Source organism: Microbacterium mangrovi, from assembly GCF_000802305.1.
GTDB lineage: Bacteria > Actinomycetota > Actinomycetes > Actinomycetales > Microbacteriaceae > Microbacterium > Microbacterium mangrovi.
In genome coordinates this window covers 121575-141426 of the sequence record NZ_JTDK01000014.1, presented here as the reverse complement: position 1 = coordinate 141426, position 19852 = coordinate 121575, and the positions used below count along the sequence as shown (strand labels likewise).

Sequence of the window (19852 nt, the reverse complement as noted above, 5' to 3'; positions counted from 1 at the left end):
TGTCGTCGTCTCGGCGCGTGCCCTCATCCTTCTCGCCCTCGCCCCTAGTGCGACGTGGATCCGGTCTCCACCTTCTCGTCCCGGCCGGCAGAGCGCTTCGCGAGCGCGCCCGCCAACGCCATGACCGCGATCGCGATCACGACGCCGATCAACGTGAACAGAATCCTCAGCCCCTCCGTGGTCAGGTTCGTGGGATTGGAGATGTCCAGGGCGATGAGGGCGGTCCCGGCGATGCCGGTCGTGTACAGCGCGTAGTTCGCAGTCCTGAATGCACCGCCGACCACGGCGAGCAGCACGATCGCGCCGGCGAGGACGTACTTGTCATGGACGGTCAGCAGCAGAACCCCCGCGACGACGGCGCCCAGGACGGTGCCGACCACCCGCTGCGTCGCGGCCAGTTTCGACTGCTGCGGATTCGGCTTCATGGCGACCTGGGCCGCGATCGGCATCCAATCGGCGTAAGGCAGGTGGAAGCCGAACGCGATCGCCACAGCACCGGACACCGCCACGGTGCGCAGCACGGAGTAGACGACGACGGGCTTCGTGAGGGCCGTGCTCTTGGTGTCGGTCGGCAGCTCCGCGACGAGCGGATCGCGGTCGGGTCGGCGACGCAGCGCGGTCACGATGCTGCTCAGCACGAACCAGGCCGCAGCTCCCGCCAGCCACGCGAGCGCCTGCAGCCACGGGTTGAGGGTGATCCCGGATGCCGCGAACCCCGGCGGGAGGGAGATGGCGATGAGGAACCACGCCGTCAGAAGCGACCCCGTGACGAACCGTCGCACCCCGAAGCGGATCACGAGGCCGGTGAGGAGTGTCACGACGACTGTCGACAGCGTGACCAGCATCCAGCCCGCGCTGCCGACAGCGACACCCCACGCCGTCACGACGGCACCGATCACGCCGAAGACGGCCACATACGCGGCGCGCGGGCCGAGCCGGCCACCGGGATCGGCGAGACCGACGAAAAGGACCCCGAAAGAGACGCTCAGCCAGTAGACGTCCTGGCCGATGAGCGCGAGAAGAAGGAGCGGGACGAAGAGCGCGATCGCGATCGTGATCCCCAGCAGCCAGTTCAGCCTGGACTTATCGAAGCCGAAGACATCGGCGATCTTCATGTCGTCCCCATTCGCACCCAGCCCGGCGTGGCCCCTGGGCGCCGGTCAGGCGTCAGTATATGACCGCCTGTGAACGGGGGTGGGGTGCTTTTCGGATCGACGCGGATTCGTTTCGCAATAATCGTGTGATGACGTGTGCCCTGGTCCGGTCGTAGCGTCGATCAAGCCGTCGTCACGCGCGAACTCCTTCCGCGCTCGGCCCGATGGATGTGGAGCCCGGATGACGTTCCCGAAAATCCTCACTCCGGTCTCGCTGCGTGGGTACCGGCGGGCTTGGCTGGGTCGTGACCTGATCGCGGGAGTGACCCTGACCGCGGTGGCGATCCCCGAGGTGATGGGTTACACCTCGATCTCGCAGACGCCGATCGTGACGGGTCTGTACACGATCCTGCTCCCGCTCCTCGCCTTCGCCCTGTTCGGGGCGTCGAAGCTCCTCGTGGTCGGTGGCGATTCGGCGACCGCAGCGATCCTCGCCGGCGGCCTGATCGCAGCCGGCATCCCCGGGTTGACGCCGGGGTCGCCGAAATGGGTGGCGCTGTGCGGGCTGACGGCGTTGGTGTGCGGGCTGCTGCTGATCGTCGCGCGGATCGCACGACTGGGCTTCATCGGCGACTTCTTGTCGGCCTCCGTTCTGATCGGATTCCTCACCGGTGTCGGCATCCAGGTCGCTACGGGTCAGATCCCCGACATCCTCGGCGTCCCGAAGGGTTCGGGCAACTGGTTCCAGCAGCAGTGGGCGTGGATCTCCTCGCTCGGCGACATCTCCTGGCCGACCTTCGCGTACGGCGCCATCACGGTCGCGGTCATCTACGCCTTCAAGTTCATGCTGCCGAAGGTGCCCGGGGCGATCATCGCCGTGATCGGCCTGCTCATCGTCGCGACGGCGACGAACGCGCCGAGCTACGGCGTGAAGGTGGTCGGCGCGATCCAGGGCGGGTTCCCGCCGATCGGCTTCCCCGCCGGCGTCAGCTGGACAGACGTGCCGGCGGTCATCTCGACGGCGTTCGCGTGCTTCGTCATCATCATCTCGCAGAGCGCGGCGACGTCGCGGAGCTTCGCGATGAAGCACGGCGACCGTGCCGACGTCAACCGAGACATCGTCGGCCTCGCGGCGGCGAACCTCGCCGCGGGGCTGAGCGGCACCTTCGTCGTCAACGGCTCACCGACGAAGACGCAGATCCTCGACGGCCAGAAGGGCCGCACCCAGGTCGCGAACCTCGTCGTCGTCGCGTTGACCCTGGTCGTGCTGCTCTTCTTCGCGGGACTCCTCACCGACCTCCCCAAGGCCGTGCTCGGCGGCGTCGTCTTCGTCATCGGCGTCGAGCTCATCGACATCAAAGGTCTCGTCCGCGTCTCCCGGCAGCGCCGTCGAGAGTTCTGGATCGCGCTCATCACCGCACTGACCGTCTTCATCGTCGGCGTCGGCGCCGGCGTGATCGCCGCCGTGGTGCTCTCCCTCATCGACGTGATCGAGAGACAATACAAGGCACGCGAGTTCGTCCTCGGCGTCAGGGGGCCCGACGGCTACACGTACGACTCAGCGGCGGACGGCTCGCAGAGCGAACCGGGCCTCATCGTCTTCCGATACGACGCCGAGCTCTTCTACGCGAACGCCTCCCGCTTCGTCGACGAGGTGCAGGAACTGGTCGACACGGCCGCCGAACCCGTCGAGTGGGTCATTCTGGATGCCGCCGGCATCTCCGATATCGACTACTCCGCCGGTCAGGACCTCGTCGGCCTGTTCGACTATCTCTCGAAGAAGCAGGTCACCCTTGTGCTCGCGCGACCCGACGCCGCGGTGCTGCAGGCTCTGACGGCGTACGGGCTGCGAGAGCGGCTTCCCTACGGAACCGTCTTCAACGATCTCGACACCGCGGTGCACGCATACCGCACCCGAGATGCGGCACCCAACGTGTAGACGGGTCACTCGGGATCGACAGGAGACATCGTGGACGCAGTCGAGCCCGCGCAGCGCGCCGAGCAGGAACGCCGAAGATTGATGGCCCAGGGCTACGAGCGCGTGTACGCCGAGTACGAATACTGGGGCGGGCCCGTGGGGGGCGTGGCGAACGTGGACGGTGTCGCCTGCTACTTCCTGAGTCGGTACGTCACCGAGGAGCTCGACACGGAGACGGGTGAGTATTTCGTCTGGCCGGTCGGCCGGAGCGTCCTCGATCTGGAGATCGAACGGTACCGCCTCCTGTCTGCGTGGATTCACGGCAGCGACGGTCGGGATTCGCCCGGCCCCGTGGTGAGCTCCCGCCACGAGGAGCTCGACGATCAACTCGCATCGCACCGCTGCATTCCGCAGGACTGCGCGACGCGAGTCGCTTCCTGGGCATACTTCGACGTCGTGCACTACCGCCTCGATGGCCCCGGATACCTGGTGCGCTGGAATCCGGAGTCGTCGCATCGCTGAGATGCATCGCTTATATACTGGCTTATACAGAGCGAGGAGGAACCATGACCGTCACATCGATCGACATCGATCCCGCTGAGCTGCAGCAGGCGAAGCTGCTGGCCGGCACGACATCCAATCGTGAGACCGTCGACCTCGCACTGCGGACCCTTATCGCCGTCCGCCGTCAGCCGGCCGCCGTGGAGCGGATCATCGCGCGCCGGTTCGATCCTGACCAGATCGACGCGCAGACGATCACGCCGGAGACCGCTTCGGCGTGACGATCTACCTCGTCGACAACAGCATCTGGCAGAAGGCTGCCACCAGCACCACGATCGCAGAACGGCTTCGCGCGATCTCCACGACGCACCTGATCATCACCTGCCCACCGCAGGTGCTCGAGTACTGTTTCTCCGCCCGCAACGCCGACGAGTATGCCGAGTTGCGAGAAGACATGGAGGACCTTCTGTCCGCATGGGAGCACCCCGATGAGCAGCAGGCGCTGAACATCCAGCACGCGCTCTGGGATGCAGGCATGCTCCGGGCCGCGGGCGCGTTCGACTGCCTCATCGCCGCCTATGCCGTTGCCAACGACGCCGTGATCCTGAACAGCGATCGCGACTTCGGTTACATCGAACTCGCGACCGAAGGCCACGTGCGGCAGGAGTACGTCCCCGAGTGATCGGAGCTCGGCGGTCAGTCCGGCGACCTCGGCGTCGGGTTACGCGACCGGGCCGACGGGGATCGCGACGGCCGCGGCGCCGGCTGTGTCTTCGTCCTTCAGGCCGGGGATGACGGGCTCCGGCGAGCGGAACCAGTCGAGGTAGGCGAGCACCCCGCCGAAGATCAGTGCGTAGACAAGCAGCACGATCAGCGGCTGCTCGATGCCGTTGCCGCCGAAGTAGATCGTGTTGCGCAGCAGCAGGAAGTCATTGCGCGGCGGGAGCAGCGGGCCGATCTGGTTCCAGAACCCGGGAAGATAGGCCGCCCCGTTCGATCCGCCCGACGACGGATTTCCGAACTGCAGGATCACGATGAGCGTCAGGACGACGCCGACGGGGCCGAGCAGTCTTCGCAGGACGGCCGTGAGCCACGAGATGACCACGATGATCAGCGACATGATCGCCCACGTGACCCAGAACGCGTCCACAGGGATGCCCTGGAACAGGAAGGTCACGGCGAGATCGATCGCGAGCGCAGTGACGACGGCGAAGCCCGCCAGCCACAGACCGCGCCAGCGCCCGGATGCCCTGCCGGAGGAGTTCGTCAGCATCGAGGCGGACATGTATCCGCCCACGAGCAGCGCCGTCAGAACGGTCGCCAGCACGAGTGCGTACGGGTCGCCCGAGGGCAGCGCAGTCGGCTCATATGGCTTGACCGTCAGCTTCTGGTGCTGCTCGGCGGCCGCCGTCTCGAACGCGTGGGTGAGGTCGAGGGGCGCGATGTCGCTGATGGACGGCACGACGACGAGTTGCGCCGGCTTCCCCGAGGCGATGAGCGCACCATAGATCTCGCCCCGCTCGATGGCATCCATCGCGGCCTGCTCGTCCGGGTAGGTGGTGACATCCAGCGAGAGGAGCGGCCCTTGGGCTGCGTCGGTGAGCTGGGTCGATCCCACGAGGCCGAACGGCAGGTTGTCTGCCACGGGCGAGTGACCGGAACTCGTGTAGTTGAGTGCGAACAGGGTCGTGAGGATGAAGGCGAATGCCGCGGGAATGAGGACCACGCGGTGCCTGGCCTTCTTTGCGGCGGGATCCTCGACCGTGACGGGCCCGGCCGAGGCAGCCGAGCGTCGACCGCCCACGACCACGATCACCACGATGCTCGCGACGGCGTAGAGGCCGAGCACCAGGATCGGCAGACCGACGTTGTGCCCGCCGAAGTAGATGACGTTGCGGTACAGCTCGATCGCATGGCGGGGCGGGAACAGGTTGCCCGCCGTCTGCCAGAACGTCGGCAGCAACGCCACACCCGCTCCCCCGGAGCCGGCCCCGCCGATGATGACGAACAGGAGTGCCGTCAGCAGCGAGCCCAGCGGTCCGACCAGCACTTGGAGCGCGACGGCGGAGAGACCGACGGCGGCCGTGACGAGGAAGAAGGCGGGGACCAGGGCCACCGCCCCGGCCGGGATCGCTTCGAGGACCGGGCCCGCGATCAGCCAAGTGACCAGCGCGATGATCGCCGCGTAGCTGAAGACGAAACCGATGCGTCCTCGTGCCGTTGCGGACTTCGTGACCGAGTACAGCAGCGAGGCGACGAGGTAGCCGCCCATGAGCGTCGGAAGAAGCAGCAGTCCGACGACTCCACCCGTGCGGTCGGACAGGGGAAGGGGCGCGACCACCGTCGTGGTGATCTTCTGGTGCTGTTCGGCCGCCGCCTTCTCGATGCCGCCACGGATGAAGATCTCACCGAAGAAGCTCTTCGCGGGCACCGTCACGAGGGTGTCGGAGCTCGAGCCGACGATGTACCCGCCGTAGATGTCCCCCTGTTCCGCGGCCGTCATGAGTGCGTCTTCGCTCGGATAGGTCTTGATGTCGAGCGCACCGTTCTTGTCGACCGCGTCGACGACCGGCGACGACGCCGTCACCCCGAACGCCATTCCTCGCGGCTCGAGGAGATGGACGGCGCTGACGAGGCATATGGCGAAGACCACCGCGAGGAACGCGACGATCCCCAGCGCAACTGTCGGCTTCTTGATCATGCCCCCGGCCTCCGTGTCTCGCTCGAACTGCTCTCCCGTACTCAATCGCCATCGCGGCGTCGCCACATCGCTCACATCATGTGAACTTCGCCCCCGACGCCCCTGCCGCGGTCAGTGGTGGAAGGAGCCGGCTTCGTCCTCGCTCATCGGCACCGTGATGGGGTGCTTGTCGAAGTGGGCGATCGCGTCGCGGTAGTCGTCCATCAGCAGGGTTGCCTCGTCGCGCCCGAATCCGGCGCGCACCAGGATCCGCTGGATGGCGAGATCCTCGCGGTTGGCCGGCATCGTGTACGCGGGAACCTGCCATCCGCGCGTGCGCAGCCGGTCGGCGAGGTCGAACAGCGAGAAGGGATGCTCCACCCCCTCCTTCAGCTTCCACGAGACGGCGGGGATGCCGGCCTCCGGGCTGCCGTCGTTGATGATGTCGAAGTGCCCGAGCTTGCCGATCTCGTCGGCGAGGAACATCGCGGTGTCGTAGCAGGACTGGTGCACCTTGCGGTATCCCTCGCGGCCGAGGCGCAGGAAGTTGTAGTACTGCACGACGATCTGGCCGCCGGGCCGGGAGAAGTTCAGCGCGAACGTCGGCATGTCGCCGCCCAGGTAGTTCACGTCGAAGATGAGCTCCTTCGGCAGGTCCGAGGCATCCCGCCAGACGATCCAGCCGACGCCGAGGGGCGCGAGCCCGAACTTGTGGCCGGAGGTGTTGATCGACTTGACGCGCGGCAGGCGGAAGTCCCACACGATGTCGGTCGCGGTGAAGGGCGCGAGGAACCCGCCGCTGGCGCCGTCGACGTGGATCGGGATGTCGAGCCCGGTCTCGGTCTGCAGCCGGTCGAGGGCCTCGCTCACCGCCTGCACGGGCTCGTAGCCGCCGGTGTAGGTGACGCCGAGCGTGGGGACGACGCCGATGGTGTTCTCGTCGACGCGGGCGACGACCTCCTCGGGCGTCATGAGGAACCGATCGCCCTCCATCGGGATCTCGCGCAGCTCGACGTCCCAGTACCGGGCGAACTTGTGCCAGCACACCTGCACCGGCCCGGTGATGAGGTTCGGGCGGTCGGTCGACTGCCCCGCCGCGCGGCGCCGCGCACGCCAGTTCCACAGCAGCGCCATGCCGCCGAGCATCGCCGCCTCGCTCGAGCCGGTGGTCGACGTTCCGAGGGTGTTCGCGGCATCCGGCGAGTTCCACAGGTCGGCGAGGATGTGCACGCAGCGGGCCTCGATCGCCGCGGTCTGGGGGTACTCGTCCTTGTCGATCATGTTCTTGTCGAGCGTCTCGGCCATGAGCGCCCGGACCTCGGGCTCGAGCCACGTCTGGCAGAAGGTGGCCAGGTTCTGGCGGGAGTTGCCATCCAGCAGCAGCTCGTCAGACACCACCTGGTACGCGTGGCGGGGCAGATGCTCCCGCTCCGGGATGCGGTACTTCGGCATCGACACCGACAGGTCGCTCGACGCGAAGACCTCGTCGAACATCTCGTCTCGGACCGACTCCCGATGATGCAGCATGACGAATTCCTTCTTCTCGTGACAGGTTGCGGTGCTGCGCAGGCGCAGCACCGTCCATCGACACTCAACGTCAAAGCCGCACGGGACGCATCGCGCAGATCGTGTGAACTTCGCCACGGCCGCGGGCGGACGGCTCGCGCCATCACGATGTGTACGTCTGGACGCGTTCGGATCGGTGTTTTCGACGACCGCCCCCGGGTATTCCGGCTCGGCCTACGATGGTCGCAGGTTCGCGCAGAAAGGTCCCCGCCGTGATCACTTTCAGCTGGATTCTGCTCATCGCCCTCATCGGCGGCATCCTCGCACTGGTCGACGGCATCCGTCGGCTCAGCGGCAACTCAAAGCTCATCGGCATCATCGAGACCGTCGTCGCGGCGCTGTTCCTGGTGTCCCTGTTCCTGCCGGGGATCCCGTTCGGAACGCTCGCTCTGGCCGTCGCGACGATCATCGTGCTCGTGATCGCCCTCGTCGTCGGTCGTCGGTCACGTGGCATCGCGATCGCCGCGCTCGTCGTGCTCGTCGTGTGGGTCGTGCTCGTCAACCATTGGATCGTGATCCCCGGCATCCGCTGAGCGTGGGATCGCGCCTCACCACCGGCCCGGCGTCGGACGCCGCTATGGGAGCGTGTGCCCGGCGGCTCGGAAGAGCTCGTACCACTCGGCGCGCGTGAGCGGGATGTCGGATCCCTTTGCTGCATCCGTCACCCGCTGCGCGGTCGTCGTGCCGAGGACGACCTGCATTCCCGCGGGATGCCGCGTGATCCACGCTGTCGCGATCGCGATCGGCGGCACGTCGTACGAGGCGGCGAGCCGGTCGATGACCGCGTTGAGTTCGGGGTAGCGCTCGGAGCCGAGGAAGACCCCGTCGAAGAAGCGGGCCTGGAGGGGCGACCACGCCTGGATCGTGATGCCGTTGATGCGGCAGTACTCCACGATTCCGCCGCCGTCGCGCACGACGGACTGCTCGAGCCCCTGCATGTTGGCCGCGATGCCCTGCGCGATGATCGGCGCGTGGGTGATCGACAGCTGAAGCTGGTTCGCGACGATCGGTTGCTTCACGGACGTGCGGAGCAGATCGATCTGGCGCGGAGTGTGGTTCGACACCCCGAATTGCCGGACCTTGCCGGTGGCCTCGAGGTCGTCGAATGCGCGCGCGACCTCATCGGGCTCGACGAGGGCATCCGGCCGGTGCAGGAGCAGGATGTCGAGGTAGTCGGTGCCGAGCGCGCGCAGAGACTCCTCGGCGGACGAGACGATGTGCTCGTACGAGAAGTCGAAGAAGCCCTGCCGGATGCCGCACTTGGTCTGCAGCGTCACCTCGCCGCGCTCCGACGGCGTCAGGCGCATCGCCTCCGCGAAGCGCCGCTCGCTCCCGTGCAGCGTGTCTCCGTAGATGTCTGCGTGGTCGAAGAAGTCGATGCCGGCGTCGCGCGCGGCGCCGACGAGGGAGCGGACGGCGTCATCCGGCATCCCGTCGATGCGCATGAGTCCGAGGGCGACGCTGGGGGCCGTGCCGGTCCCGAGGGAGATGCTCTTCACCTCTCCACGCTAGCGGCCCGCGCGTCGCGCCCTTCGGCCTCTCCGGCCCGCGCGTCGCGCCCTTCGGCCTCTCCGGCCCGCGCTCGGAGGAGCGCACGCTCGGCGGCGTTGTCGGTGAGGTCGGCGGCGCGGAGGAACTCGGCACGGGCTTCGTCGCCGCGCCCGAGTCGGGCGAGCAGATCTCCGCGCACGGCGTGGAGCAGGTGGTAGCCGTCGATGGTTCCGCTCGCGACGACGGCATCCACCAGCTCGAGCCCGGCCGCGGGACCGTGGACCTCGGCGACGGCCACGGCGCGATTGATCTCGACGATGGGCGACGGATGCCGCGCGGCCAGCACCGCGTAGAGTCCCGCGATGCGGCGCCAGTCCGTCTGCTCCGGCGTCGCGGCGAGCGCATGCGCCGACGCGATCGCGGCCTGCAGGGCATAGGGTCCGGGCGCCTCGCCCCGCGCGCGGGCGAGCGCATGCGATCGGGCCAGAGCCGCGAAGCCGCGCCGGATGAGCAGGCGGTCCCACTTCGTGCGGTCCTGGTCGCGCAGCAGCACGAGCTGACCGTCCGGATCGTGCCGGGCGCGCAGGCGCGACGCCTGCAGTTCGAGGAGGGCTGCGAGCCCGAAGACCTCGGGCTCGGACGGCAGCAGGCCGCACAGGATGCGGGCGAGCCGCAGTGCGTCGAAGCTCAGCTCGGTCCGCATCCATCCCTCCCCCGCCGTGGCCGCATACCCCTCGTTGAAGACGAGGTAGACCACTTCGAGCACGGCGTCGAGTCGTTCGGCGAGCTCGGCCCCGGCCGGGACGACGTAGGGGATGCCGGCATCCCGGATGGTCTTCTTCGCGCGGGAGATGCGCCGCACGATCGTCGAGGTCGGCTGCACATGGGCCCGCGCGATCTCCTCCGTCGTGAGGCCTCCGACCATCCGCAGCGTGAGCGCGACCTGCGACGCGCGAGGCAGGACGGGATGGCAGGCGGTGAAGAACATGCGCAGGAGGTCGTCATCGATCTCCTCCCGGTCGGGAGCATCCGCCGCCCCGAGCGCCTCGCTTTCCAGCAGCGGCTGCTTGCGGGCCAGGGTCTCCTCGCGCCGGATGCGATCGATCGCGCGCCGCTTCGCCGTCACCATGAGCCACGCCCCGGGATTCGCGGGCACCCCGTCGCGGGGCCACTGCTCGAGGGCGGCGAGATTCGCCTCCTGGGCGACATCCTCCGCCGTCCCGATGTCGCCGAGAAGACGCGTCAGCACCGCCGCGAGCTGCGGCCACTCGATGCGCCACGCCGCCTCGACCGCGCGCTCCACCGTGCGGCCGGGCTGCTCCGCGGTGGCCACTACTGCCCGTCGAGCTCGCGCAGCTCGAGGTCCATCCGCCAGTCGTCGCCGTGGATGCGCAGGAACCGGATGCCCCACTCGACCGCCTCGTCGCGCGTGCGCGTCTGCAGCAGGCAGTAGCCGCCGACGAACTCCTTCGACTCGGTGTACGGCCCGTCCAGCACCGTCACCTCGCCGCCGGCGAGCCGCAGGACGGCACCCTCCTCGGGCGGGCGCAGTCCCGCGGTGTCGAGGAGCACGCCGGCCTTCGTCATCTCCTCGAGGAGCGCGCCCATCTCCTCCTCGAGCCGGGGATCGGGGCCCCAGTCGTCGGGGAGATCCGAGATGTCCGGGCGGATCAGCAGCAGATATCGCATGGTCCGATCCTCTCTCACGCCACCGACAGGCGCAGGTAGGTCGCGCCGCTCTCGAAGACGTGCGACTCGACCCTGTCGAGGGCGAGTTTCGTGCCCGCCGGAAACAGCGGCGTGCCTTCCCCGATCACGATCGGGTGCACGAAGACGCGGACCTCATCGACGAGCCCTTCCGCGAGGAAGGAGTGCACGAGCTTCGGGCTGCCGTAGATCGCGATCGTCCCGCCCTCCGCCTCCCTCAGGCGGCCGAACTCCTCCGCGAGGTTCCCGCTGACGAGCCGCGTGTTGTTCCAGTCCGCCGATTCGAGAGTGGTAGACACCACGATCTTGGAGACCGCATTGACCCACTCCGCGTGCGCGCGCTCCGTGTCGGTGCTCTCCTCCGTCGGCTGGGCACCCCAGTACCCCGACATCCCGAGGTACGTCTCTCGCCCGTACACCGGGAGATCGATGTCCTCCTGGACGTGCTCCGCGTAGGCCGCAAGCTCGTCGTCGTAGGAGCGAAAAGTCCACTCGAGCCCCATCCCCTCGTTCGATGCCGCGTAGCCGTCGAGCGTCTGGTGGGCGAATGCCACGATCTTCCGCATGGCCGTTCCTTCCGGTGCGGGGGCCGCCGATCGGCCCCTTCACCTGTTCCGTCGAACGGGAGCCGCGGATTCGGACACGCATCGGAATCTCCGGTGATCGCGAACGACCGGCTGCTGCGGCGAGTCAGCGTGGTGTGACGGCAGCCCCATCCTCGGCATGATCCGCGCCGAGCCCGCGTGCACGCCGAGTCGCCTCGAGCAGCTCGGTGGACTCACTGGGGCTCATCAGCGGCAGCACGAGCACCCGGCCGTATCGTGCGCCGGGATGCCGGGAGGCGATCTCGACCGCTCCGTCCAGGTCGGCGGCGTTGACGAGGTCGAAGCCGGCGAACCATTCGGTGAACTCCGCGAACGGTCCATCGGTCACGCTGACGCGGCCGGCGCGCTTGGACACCAGGCGCGCGTCAGACATCCCGCGGACCCGCTCTCCCACGACGAGGCTCCCGCGGGACTCTCCGACGGCGATCCAGTCAGAGATGTCGTCGTCGGCTTCGCTCCAGGGTTCGCCGTCGGGCGCAGTGATGTAGAGCAGCAGATACTGGTTGTCGATCGCGGTTTCGCTCATCGCGGTTCCTCTCCGGTTCGGCGAGCACGGCGTGCTCGCTCGTCGAGCCAGCGCCGCTCGGCGGCGTTGGTGGTCATCCGTGCGGCCTCGGCGTAGGCGGAGGCGGCCTGATCGGTCGCGCCGCTCTGTTCGAGCAGTCCGGCCCGCACTGCGAGCAGCCGGGGGTCGTGCGCCACGCGCGCATCGTCGCTGAGCACGCTCAACTCGGCGAGCCCGGCGAGGGGTCCCCGCCCCATCCCGACGGCGACTGCTCGCCCGAGACGCACCGCCGGGCTCGCGTCCCGCAGAATCAGGGCGTCGTAGAGCGCGAGGATCTGCTCCCAGTCGGTCTCGGCGGCGGTCGGCGCCGCGGCATGCACCGCCTGGATCGCCGCCTGGATCGCGAGCGAAGTCAGCGGGCGGGCGGCGAGGGCTTCAGCTGCCAGTCCCCGTCCCTCGGCGATCATCGCGGCATCCCACGCCGTCCTGTCCTGGTCAGGCAGCGCCACCGCCACCCCGTCGGCGGTCGATCGGGCCGGTCCGCGGGCAGCGGCGAGCAGCATCAGCGCGAGGAGTGCACAGGTCTGCGGGTCATCCGGGAGCGCGGCGCGGAGCAGGCGGGTCAACCGAATCGCCTCCGAGACCATTTCGGCGTGCACGACGGTCTCGGACCGGTGGGGTGCGTGTCCTTCCGTGAACATCACGTAGAGCGTCGTACGCACGGCCTCGGCCCGGTCCGTGAGTTCGGATGCCGCGGGGAAGGCGCGCCCGGCGTCGTCGATCGCGCGTTTGGCCCGGGTGATCCGCTTGGCCATCGCCGCCTCGGAACTATAGAAAGCGGCCGCGATCTGCGCGGTCGTCAAACCGCACACCGCGCGAAGCGTGAGGGCGATCTGCCCGTCGATCGACACGGCGGGGTGACAGCACAGCACGAGCATCGCGAGCGAGTCATCGATCGAGGTCGCAGAAGACCCCCGCGTGCCAAGCACCGCGTCACGCTGTTCGCGCCGGCGCTGCGCGGACTCGCTGCGGACGGCGTCGACATACCTGCGTCGCGCGACGGTGAACAGCCAGGCACGCGGGTCGTCCGGCATCCCGTGCCGCTGCCAGGCGACGACGGCTTCGAGCGCGGCCTCCTGCACAGCGTCCTCGCATCCGGCCAGGTCGCCGTAGCGGCGCACGAGCGCCGCCGTGACCAAGGGAAGCACAAGACGCAGATTCGCTTCGACCAGCGAGTCGCCGTGCATGTCGCCCCCTTCGTCCGACGAATTCAGTTCAGCACATGGTCGGAACCGACGGGGCGGATCGGACACGACCCGAGAAATCCGCCGCACACGTCTCGTTGAGCACACCCGTTCCGACTGTCCTGTGAAAGCAGTCGCCGAGAAAGGGCCCGTCATGACCGTCACCATCGAGCTTCCCGAAGACGCCGAAGGCCTCGTGCAGGCGCTGCGCACTGAACTGCGCGCCGCGAAGCACCGCCGTGCCGACGCGCGCACGCAGACAGCCTTCCGGACGGTGCGTCAGATGATGGGCGTGCGCGAGCCTGACGACCGCTGATCGCAGCTCAGGACGCCGGATGCCGCTGGATCAGCGACACCCGCAGCTCACGGTCTCGTCACCCCGGCCGCGACTGATGCGAGCCACGTCCACGCGATGCTCGTGAAGATGATGAAAGGCGAACACAGCTCCATCAGAACCAGTCCCGCACTCCGTTCCCGGAACACGCCGAACGCGAGAACAGAGGTCACGATGACGGCCGCGATCGGAAAGATGGTGGCAATCCGGATGATCCAGACGAACGCGGCATAGTTGCATTGCGGCACGGGATCGACCTCGTTGCAGGCGTCTCCATCGAGGTTCAGAAGCTGACCCCAGAAGGCCGCGGCCGCAGCGACAACGACATTCGTGATCAGCAGAAATCGGTACGCCCAGGCGTTGTCATGGTCGTCCATGCGTCTCCTCGCCAGAGGGAGACGGTCGCGCCGGCGTCGGCCGCGGTGCCGCTCCTGCGCACGACAGTACAGCGAACGGGCCGCCCATGGGTGGTCAGGGCGGACGGGAACAGCGAGAAGTCACCCGCGGCTGCCCTGACCGGCCGTCAGCGCTCGGGCATCATCGACGACATCGGAGCCATGGGCTTCATCGTGGTGCCCGGCAGCGCATGCGGCGCGAGAAGGACCAGCACGGCGAGGCCCACCAGGACGGCCGCGGTGACATAGGCGGCGGTGCGGCGCCACGGCAGCAGCTTCTCGAGCGCGATGAGGGCGGCCACCGTGGCCATCCAGACCATGTTCATGACTCCGAGGGCGAACATGGCGGCCATCAGCGCCCAGCAGCATCCGAGGCACCACGCGCCGAGCTTCGCTCCCATCACCGCCGCGCCCCGCGAGCCATCTCTCCAGGTGCCGAGGAGGAACCCGAGGGGGCTCCGGCACTTGCCCAGGCAGGCGCGCTTCCACGGCGTGAACTCGTACACGGCCCCGAACAGCAAAGTGGCGATGGTGAGAGGCCGCCCCAATCCGTCCCACGCGAGCGCATCACCCGTCACGGCACCCGCCAAGGCTGCGATTCCCAGCACCACGATTCCCGCGGCGGCCCACACGATCAGATACCCGCCCGTGAACACGAAGGGCAGATACGGCCTCCGCGTCCGTGTCATCCGCGCATACAGCGCGACCGTGGGCGACACCGAGGGGAACATCATCGCCGCCATCATCACCGTCCAGGCCGCGAGGAACCAGCCCGGGGCACCCAGCGGCGACCACGGGCCGTCGTTCATGCCCGCCATCTGCTGCGCAGACCACCACCAGCAGACCGCTGCGATCGCGAGGAGGACGAGGACCGAGCCGACGCGCGTACGGACGGCTCGGAACGCAGCCGTCAGACCTCCGGTGTCGCTGTCCGCCGCCCCGGAAGGTTCAGCGGACACGGCGTCATCCCGCCCAGGAGAAGCTCGAGTACGACAGCCCCGTCTTTCCCTCGTATGCGATGCCGAACGCGTCGATCTGCGATGTCGTCGCCTCGGCCATCGTGAGGTCCGGCCCGACCGGATGGAACATCCCGTCGAACTTGACCGGCTGGCCGTCCTCCTTTCCGAACGGCACGATGTCCTTGATCTCGAACATGATCCTGTCGTCGACGTGCACGGAGTGCCGCAATCCGTCGTCGGCCATCGTGATCGCCGCGCGCTGCACGCCGGCCATCTCGCCGATGAGCGGTGCGAGCCCCGCCATCGGACCGCCACGCTGTCCGCCGAAGACCTCGACGAGGCGGTCGAACTGCTCGGCGGAGGCATCCTCGTCGATGAACACGCCGAGCTTCCAGTTGCCTTCGGTCATCACCTTCGGCGTGTCCGCGATGAGCACGACCTTTCGATCACCCACGTTCGTGCCCTCGATCGCGCCGTCACGGATGTTGAACGCGAGCGTGACGCGACAATAGTCGTACGTCGCACCGTGGTCGAGGCTCGTGTTGCACGGGCACATCAACTCGCACGAGCACGTCTCGGCATAACTCCCTGTCAGATTCCACGACATCGTCCACTCCCCAGTGTCGGGATCGGGTGGGCCGGCAAGCGTCAGCCACCCCGGACGCCCAGCTCCGTCCGGCGCTCGATCATGTTGCGGTCGTCGGGTTTGGCGATCGTGACCGGTGACGCATTCGATCGATGTCGACTTTCGGGTGTGTCATCGGGGTACGTTCCGATGGTACGCCGCACCTCTCGCCGTGGGAATGGGGGCGGGGTGCCGGCATCCGTGGGCGGCACGGTCCGACGGCCGGCGGTCTCCGCTCAAGATCGGCCCGGCAACCGGCTCGCTACACCGTCGGGCCGGCCGGACTCGTGCATGATGAACAAATGGCGGCGACGAAAGAGACTCGAGCACTGCTTCGGGATGCCCTGGAGTCGACAACGCTGATCGAGCTACGACGTCGCTCAGACAGCGACAAACCGACGGGGTTCGTCGTCGGTCTCGGGAAGAAATGGGTACTGCTGGCCCGCACGATGGACGGCGGCTTCTTCGACGGCCACATCGCCGTGCGGCTGACCGACATCCGCAACGTCCGACCCGACCGTTCGTTTCAGGGACAGTTCGCGAAGTCCCGACCGGAGTGGCCGCCGGCACCACCGACGCGCAACCCGGATATCGACCTTGACAGCACCCGTGGGCTACTGCGTACGTTTACGAGCACCTCGACGCTCGTCGGGATCGAGTCCGACCACAAGTACGCAGCGATGTGGATCGGCCTCCCGAACGACATCGTCGGGCCACGGTTCTTCCTCTGGGAGGTCCGGCCGGATGCGACTTGGCACGACGAACCGCTCGGCTACCGTATCCGGCGGATCACGACCATCGAGACAGAGAGCCACTACCTCCGCGGCCTCGCCGCCATCACCGGGACGCCTCCATCTGCCGCACTCCTTGCACGTTGGTAGGAATCAGGCGGTTCGAGGAGTCATCCACCCGTGCCAACTCCCCGTGGATAGTAGTGCCCCCTAGCGTGGTGTAGCTTCTCGGTGGCCAGGTCGCCGTAGAGGTGGACGCGGTCACCGTTACGCTGTGTACACAGTTGTATCTGCAGTTATAATGTCCATATGGATACCGTCACGACAGAGGTCTCGACACGCGAGCTGCGCAGCCAGCTCTCGGACGTCCTTGGGCGCGCGATGTACGCCGGAGAGCGCATCGGCGTCACGCGCAACGGGAAGCTCGCCGCGGTCGTCATCAGCGTCGCGGATCTCGAGGAGCTTGAGGCTTTCGAGATGGCGCAGGATGTCGCCTCGTACCGTGAGGCGAAGGCGGCCGACGACGGCAGCCGCGTCAGCCTCGCTGACGTGCGCCGCGATCTCGTATCGTGAGCTACCGGGTCGAGTTCACCACAGCCGCAGCGCGCCAAGTCAAGAAGCTCCCGCGACCAGCGCGCGACCGCGTCCTCGACGCCGTCGAAGACCTCGGGGACGACCCGCGGCCGCACGGCGCGAAGAAGCTTGCCGGAGAACAAACAGCCTGGCGGATACGCGTCGGCGATTACCGCGTGATCTACGATATCTTCGACACCGAACTCACCATCACGGTCATTCGCGCCGGTCACCGCCGCGAGATCTACGACAGGTAACGCTCGCCGTTGGCACGTAGAACGATGGGTATTCGTGCCGCCGGCTGGCAGGCGCCTCGTTTAGACGTCATTCACCTTTTTGGACGTCATTCATCTCTCTCGTTGATGCTCCGACGCTGGAATCATCGCGCTCACCCCATCGGGGAGTGGCACGCTTGAACCGTGACTCGAGTTCCCTTGCGTGCGCGACTGCTGACGGCGCTGTCGGGTGATCCGGACGGCACGCCTTCATGGGTGCGTGCTCTGGCTGAGGGGAACGACGACGGCTACTTCGCCGACGGCGGCGCTGTCTGGACTGTGCATGCCGGCACGGCGACGTTCGTCGCCGGCATCCGTGCTCTGCTCATCCAGGCGCTGCACCCGGGCGCGATGGCTGGCGTCCATGATTTCTCGCGTTATCGGGAGGACCCCGTGGGACGCCTCACGGGCACAGTGCGTTGGATCATCTGCGTCACTTATGGGTCGACCGAGCAGGCTGACGCCGAGACGGCCCGCGTGGGTCGCCTTCATCAGAGGGTTGCCGGCACCTACTCGACCGATAGCGGACCCCGCGCGTACTCGGCATCGGACCCATCCCTTGTGGAGTGGGTGCACCTTGCCTTCACGGAGGCATTCCTCGGCTCCCACCAGCGCTGGGGAGGGCGGATCCCGGGCGGGGCCGACGCGTACGTCCGCGAGTGGGCGCAGGCGGGCCGACTGATGCATGTACGCAATCCCCCAGAGACCGAGGCCGAGCTGAGGTCGAGGATGGAGGCGTACCTCGACCGCGGCGAGCTCAAACATGACGCGCGCGTTGCAGAGGTCGTCCAGTTCCTCCGCGACGTCCCCTTCACCGGATCGATGCGGCTCGCCTACCGCGTGCTGTTCGCCGCTGCTGTCGCGAGCCTCCCCCGGCGATATCGCAAGCTGCTCGGTCTCCGACGCCCCCTTCTTCCTGTCGTCACCGCGACCCGCGTCGTGCTCGCCATCTCTTCCCAGGCCCTCGGGTCGGGCCCACGCGCCCAAGACTTCGCCCGCCAGCGGCATCATCGACATCAGCAGCAAATGCGGGCCGCCGCCACTTCGAATTGGGAATCGACCATCCCTTCGCCGCATGACGAAGGCCCCGCCATCCCTTGAAAACACTGGGAGTCGGGGCCTTCGAACGTGGCGGTGACGGTGAGGGTGGGATTTGAACTCGCTGGCCAACGGTTCAGACCAGCGCTCGTTGGGCGTGCCCCCACGTGCACGGCCATACCGGCCGAAGATGGTGACGATCAGGTGCTGCCGGGTGAGATGCCGGTCAGGACGAATGACGCGATCGCTCGGCGCCATATCTGCCCTATGGCATCGAAGTGGTCGTCATCGATGCCGCGGAGCATGGGCGCATCCGTCCAGGCAGATCGTTCGCCGAACAGGAAGGGGAGGTCGAGGCAGTGTCCCGATCCCACGCCGGTAAGCAGGCTGCGCTCGTCGAAGACGAGCCGCTGCGCTCGAATGCCACGCCTACGGAGCGAGTGAACGGTCTCGGTAGCCGGACGCACGAAAGTGCTCCATGACACGGCTTGCACGAGCTTTTCGTACGGCGTCAGGGCAGCGTCGACCAGGTCGTCTCGACCGAGTCCTCGAGCCACGGCATGTGCGTCTTCGCGAGAAACCTCCGTGTGAAGCGGCGAGGCGAAGAAGAACGCACCCACCTCATCTTCGGTATGCGTCACGAGAACTTCGGACACGTGTGCGCGCGCGGCATAGGTGTCGGCATCGAACCACCAGTCCGGCACCGGGGCGCTGCGCACCGGCGTGAATCCGAACGAGATGCGGCCGAGAGCGGGTGTCTGCAGCGTGAGGGCTTGCGCTGAGAGCATTTCCGCGACCGACGAGATGCGTGGTCCATCAGGGAGTGCGCTGGTCGCCTTTTCGCCGAGTGCCGCCGCTTCCTTCTGCCGAGGCAGACGGGGGTAGGCAGCGCTCATCAGGCAGACGCGCCGGAACAAGCCCTTCGCACTCGGCATGACCGACAGGATTTGGGTGTAGGTTGCCCCAGCCGATTGTCCACTCAGTGTCACCGATTCCGGGTCCCCGCCGAAGGATGCGATGTTGTCGCTGACCCACCGAAGCGCGAGCAGGAGATCTGTGAGCGGCCGATTCCCGTCTTCGTCGGGGGTGCCGGTGACCAAGTGTCCGAAGATGCCCAGGCGGTAGTTGACGGTGACGACGATCATCCCGAGCGCAGCGAGGCGTCGGCCGTCGTACCAGCGCGCGGTTCCTGCTCCGCTGAGGAATGCACCGCCGTGCACGAACACGAGCACCGGCAGGTGCTCAGCACCATCGGGTGCCCAGACGTTGATGAGGAATGCATCCTCTTCGTGTGGATGCTGTTCGATGTCACGCCCCATCACCAGCCCAAGACGGCTGGGCATCTGTGGGAAGACGGCTGGCCGCGGGCGGCGGTCCTGCGCTCTCTCCGGTGACGCAGGAGGAACGGCTCTGCCGAAGCGGGCCCGATGTTCGAGCTCCCCGAACCGAATGCCCGAGAATCGGTTGACTCCCGAGCCGACGTCTTCACCGACGACGTCTCCCGAGGTCGTGGTTATCTGCATGGATCTCCCATCGATGGGTTGCGTCGTCAGACCGCGTCGCCAGACCGCGTCGCGGCTTCACCGTGCACGTCACGGCGTACTGGGCCGG

The 19852-nt window shown here is 67.5% G+C and carries 23 protein-coding genes; 10 read left to right on the top strand and 13 right to left on the bottom strand.

Features of this window, described 5'->3' with window-relative positions; all coding sequences use genetic code 11:
* Positions 1-44 precede the first annotated feature (44 nt).
* Complete coding sequence (locus LK09_RS14860) at positions 45-1115, bottom strand: FUSC family protein (protein ID WP_052226823.1); 1071 nt, start codon at positions 1113-1115, stop codon at positions 45-47.
* A 220-nt stretch (positions 1116-1335) separates the two neighbouring features.
* Between LK09_RS14860 and LK09_RS14855 the strand changes: the two genes are divergently transcribed.
* From LK09_RS14855 to LK09_RS14840, 4 genes are read left to right on the top strand one after another with little or no spacing between them, the layout of a single operon-like run.
* Positions 1336-3033 (top strand): SulP family inorganic anion transporter, encoded by a 1698-nt coding sequence (locus LK09_RS14855; RefSeq protein ID WP_039401059.1) that lies wholly within the window; start codon positions 1336-1338, stop codon positions 3031-3033.
* A 30-nt stretch (positions 3034-3063) separates the two neighbouring features.
* On the top strand, positions 3064-3534 hold the full coding sequence (locus LK09_RS14850) for a hypothetical protein (RefSeq protein ID WP_156138842.1): 471 nt from the start codon (positions 3064-3066) through the stop codon (positions 3532-3534).
* A 44-nt stretch (positions 3535-3578) separates the two neighbouring features.
* Positions 3579-3794, top strand: a complete 216-nt coding sequence (locus LK09_RS14845; protein WP_039401055.1) for a type II toxin-antitoxin system VapB family antitoxin — start codon at positions 3579-3581, stop codon at positions 3792-3794.
* Positions 3791-4195, top strand: coding sequence for a PIN domain-containing protein (locus tag LK09_RS14840; RefSeq protein ID WP_039401052.1), 405 nt, complete (start codon positions 3791-3793; stop codon positions 4193-4195). Before LK09_RS14845 ends, LK09_RS14840 begins: the two co-directional genes overlap by 4 nt.
* A gap of 39 nt (positions 4196-4234) precedes the next feature.
* Here LK09_RS14840 and LK09_RS14835 read toward each other — a convergent pair whose 3' ends face one another.
* Positions 4235-6214: a hypothetical protein gene (locus tag LK09_RS14835; RefSeq protein WP_039401050.1), complete on the bottom strand. Its 1980-nt coding sequence runs from the start codon at positions 6212-6214 to the stop codon at positions 4235-4237.
* Positions 6215-6325: 111 nt separating this feature from the next.
* Positions 6326-7720, bottom strand: a complete 1395-nt coding sequence (locus LK09_RS14830; RefSeq protein ID WP_039401269.1) for a glutamate decarboxylase — start codon at positions 7718-7720, stop codon at positions 6326-6328.
* 251 nt (positions 7721-7971) lie between these two features.
* Here LK09_RS14830 and LK09_RS14825 point away from each other — a divergent pair, with 251 nt between their 5' ends.
* Positions 7972-8292, top strand: coding sequence for a hypothetical protein (locus LK09_RS14825; RefSeq protein WP_039401047.1), 321 nt, complete (start codon positions 7972-7974; stop codon positions 8290-8292).
* A 42-nt stretch (positions 8293-8334) separates the two neighbouring features.
* Here LK09_RS14825 and LK09_RS14820 read toward each other — a convergent pair whose 3' ends face one another.
* The 6 genes from LK09_RS14820 to LK09_RS14795 all read right to left on the bottom strand — a co-directional run bounded on the left by LK09_RS14820 (position 8335) and on the right by LK09_RS14795 (position 13314).
* Complete coding sequence (locus LK09_RS14820) at positions 8335-9258, bottom strand: aldo/keto reductase (protein ID WP_039401045.1); 924 nt, start codon at positions 9256-9258, stop codon at positions 8335-8337.
* Positions 9255-10583, bottom strand: a complete 1329-nt coding sequence (locus tag LK09_RS14815) for an RNA polymerase sigma factor (RefSeq protein ID WP_197061064.1) — start codon at positions 10581-10583, stop codon at positions 9255-9257. The genes LK09_RS14820 and LK09_RS14815 overlap by 4 nt, the downstream gene beginning before the upstream one ends.
* Positions 10583-10939, bottom strand: coding sequence for a YciI family protein (locus LK09_RS14810; protein ID WP_039401042.1), 357 nt, complete (start codon positions 10937-10939; stop codon positions 10583-10585). Before LK09_RS14810 ends, LK09_RS14815 begins: the two co-directional genes overlap by 1 nt.
* Positions 10940-10953: 14 nt before the next feature.
* Positions 10954-11523, bottom strand: coding sequence for a dihydrofolate reductase family protein (locus LK09_RS14805; protein WP_039401040.1), 570 nt, complete (start codon positions 11521-11523; stop codon positions 10954-10956).
* Positions 11524-11647: 124 nt separating this feature from the next.
* Positions 11648-12088 (bottom strand): YciI family protein, encoded by a 441-nt coding sequence (locus tag LK09_RS14800; protein WP_082008285.1) that lies wholly within the window; start codon positions 12086-12088, stop codon positions 11648-11650.
* On the bottom strand, positions 12085-13314 hold the full coding sequence (locus LK09_RS14795; protein WP_039401037.1) for an RNA polymerase sigma factor: 1230 nt from the start codon (positions 13312-13314) through the stop codon (positions 12085-12087). Before LK09_RS14795 ends, LK09_RS14800 begins: the two co-directional genes overlap by 4 nt.
* A 151-nt stretch (positions 13315-13465) precedes the next feature.
* On the opposite strand from LK09_RS14795, the gene LK09_RS21570 reads away from it, so the two are divergent.
* A complete protein-coding gene (locus LK09_RS21570) occupies positions 13466-13627 on the top strand; it encodes a hypothetical protein (protein ID WP_156138841.1) in 162 nt (53 codons plus the stop codon).
* Positions 13628-13674: 47 nt separating this feature from the next.
* On the opposite strand, the gene LK09_RS14790 is transcribed toward LK09_RS21570, so the two are convergent.
* The 3 genes from LK09_RS14790 to LK09_RS14780 all read right to left on the bottom strand — a co-directional run bounded on the left by LK09_RS14790 (position 13675) and on the right by LK09_RS14780 (position 15606).
* A complete protein-coding gene (locus LK09_RS14790) occupies positions 13675-14022 on the bottom strand; it encodes a hypothetical protein (RefSeq protein ID WP_039401034.1) in 348 nt (115 codons plus the stop codon).
* 146 nt (positions 14023-14168) lie between these two features.
* A complete protein-coding gene (locus LK09_RS14785; RefSeq protein WP_039401033.1) occupies positions 14169-14999 on the bottom strand; it encodes a DUF2182 domain-containing protein in 831 nt (276 codons plus the stop codon).
* A gap of 4 nt (positions 15000-15003) precedes the next feature.
* Positions 15004-15606 carry a DUF1326 domain-containing protein gene (locus LK09_RS14780; RefSeq protein WP_039401030.1) on the bottom strand — a complete coding sequence of 201 codons (603 nt, stop codon included), beginning with the start codon at positions 15604-15606 and terminating at the stop codon, positions 15004-15006.
* 320 nt (positions 15607-15926) lie between these two features.
* Here LK09_RS14780 and LK09_RS14775 point away from each other — a divergent pair, with 320 nt between their 5' ends.
* From LK09_RS14775 to LK09_RS14760, 4 genes are all read left to right on the top strand, one after another.
* A complete protein-coding gene (locus LK09_RS14775; protein ID WP_039401026.1) occupies positions 15927-16505 on the top strand; it encodes a hypothetical protein in 579 nt (192 codons plus the stop codon).
* A gap of 159 nt (positions 16506-16664) precedes the next feature.
* On the top strand, positions 16665-16928 hold the full coding sequence (locus LK09_RS14770) for a type II toxin-antitoxin system Phd/YefM family antitoxin (RefSeq protein ID WP_039401023.1): 264 nt from the start codon (positions 16665-16667) through the stop codon (positions 16926-16928).
* On the top strand, positions 16925-17185 hold the full coding sequence (locus LK09_RS14765; RefSeq protein ID WP_039401021.1) for a type II toxin-antitoxin system RelE family toxin: 261 nt from the start codon (positions 16925-16927) through the stop codon (positions 17183-17185). Before LK09_RS14770 ends, LK09_RS14765 begins: the two co-directional genes overlap by 4 nt.
* Before the next feature lie 162 nt (positions 17186-17347).
* The gene (locus tag LK09_RS14760; RefSeq protein ID WP_052226822.1) at positions 17348-18304 is read left to right on the top strand and encodes an oxygenase MpaB family protein; all 957 of its coding nucleotides are present in this window, start codon (positions 17348-17350) and stop codon (positions 18302-18304) included.
* Between the two features lie 137 nt (positions 18305-18441).
* Here the strand turns inward: LK09_RS14760 and LK09_RS14755 are convergent, their stop codons facing one another.
* On the bottom strand, positions 18442-19764 hold the full coding sequence (locus LK09_RS14755) for a carboxylesterase family protein (protein ID WP_082008284.1): 1323 nt from the start codon (positions 19762-19764) through the stop codon (positions 18442-18444).
* Positions 19765-19852 lie beyond the last annotated feature (88 nt).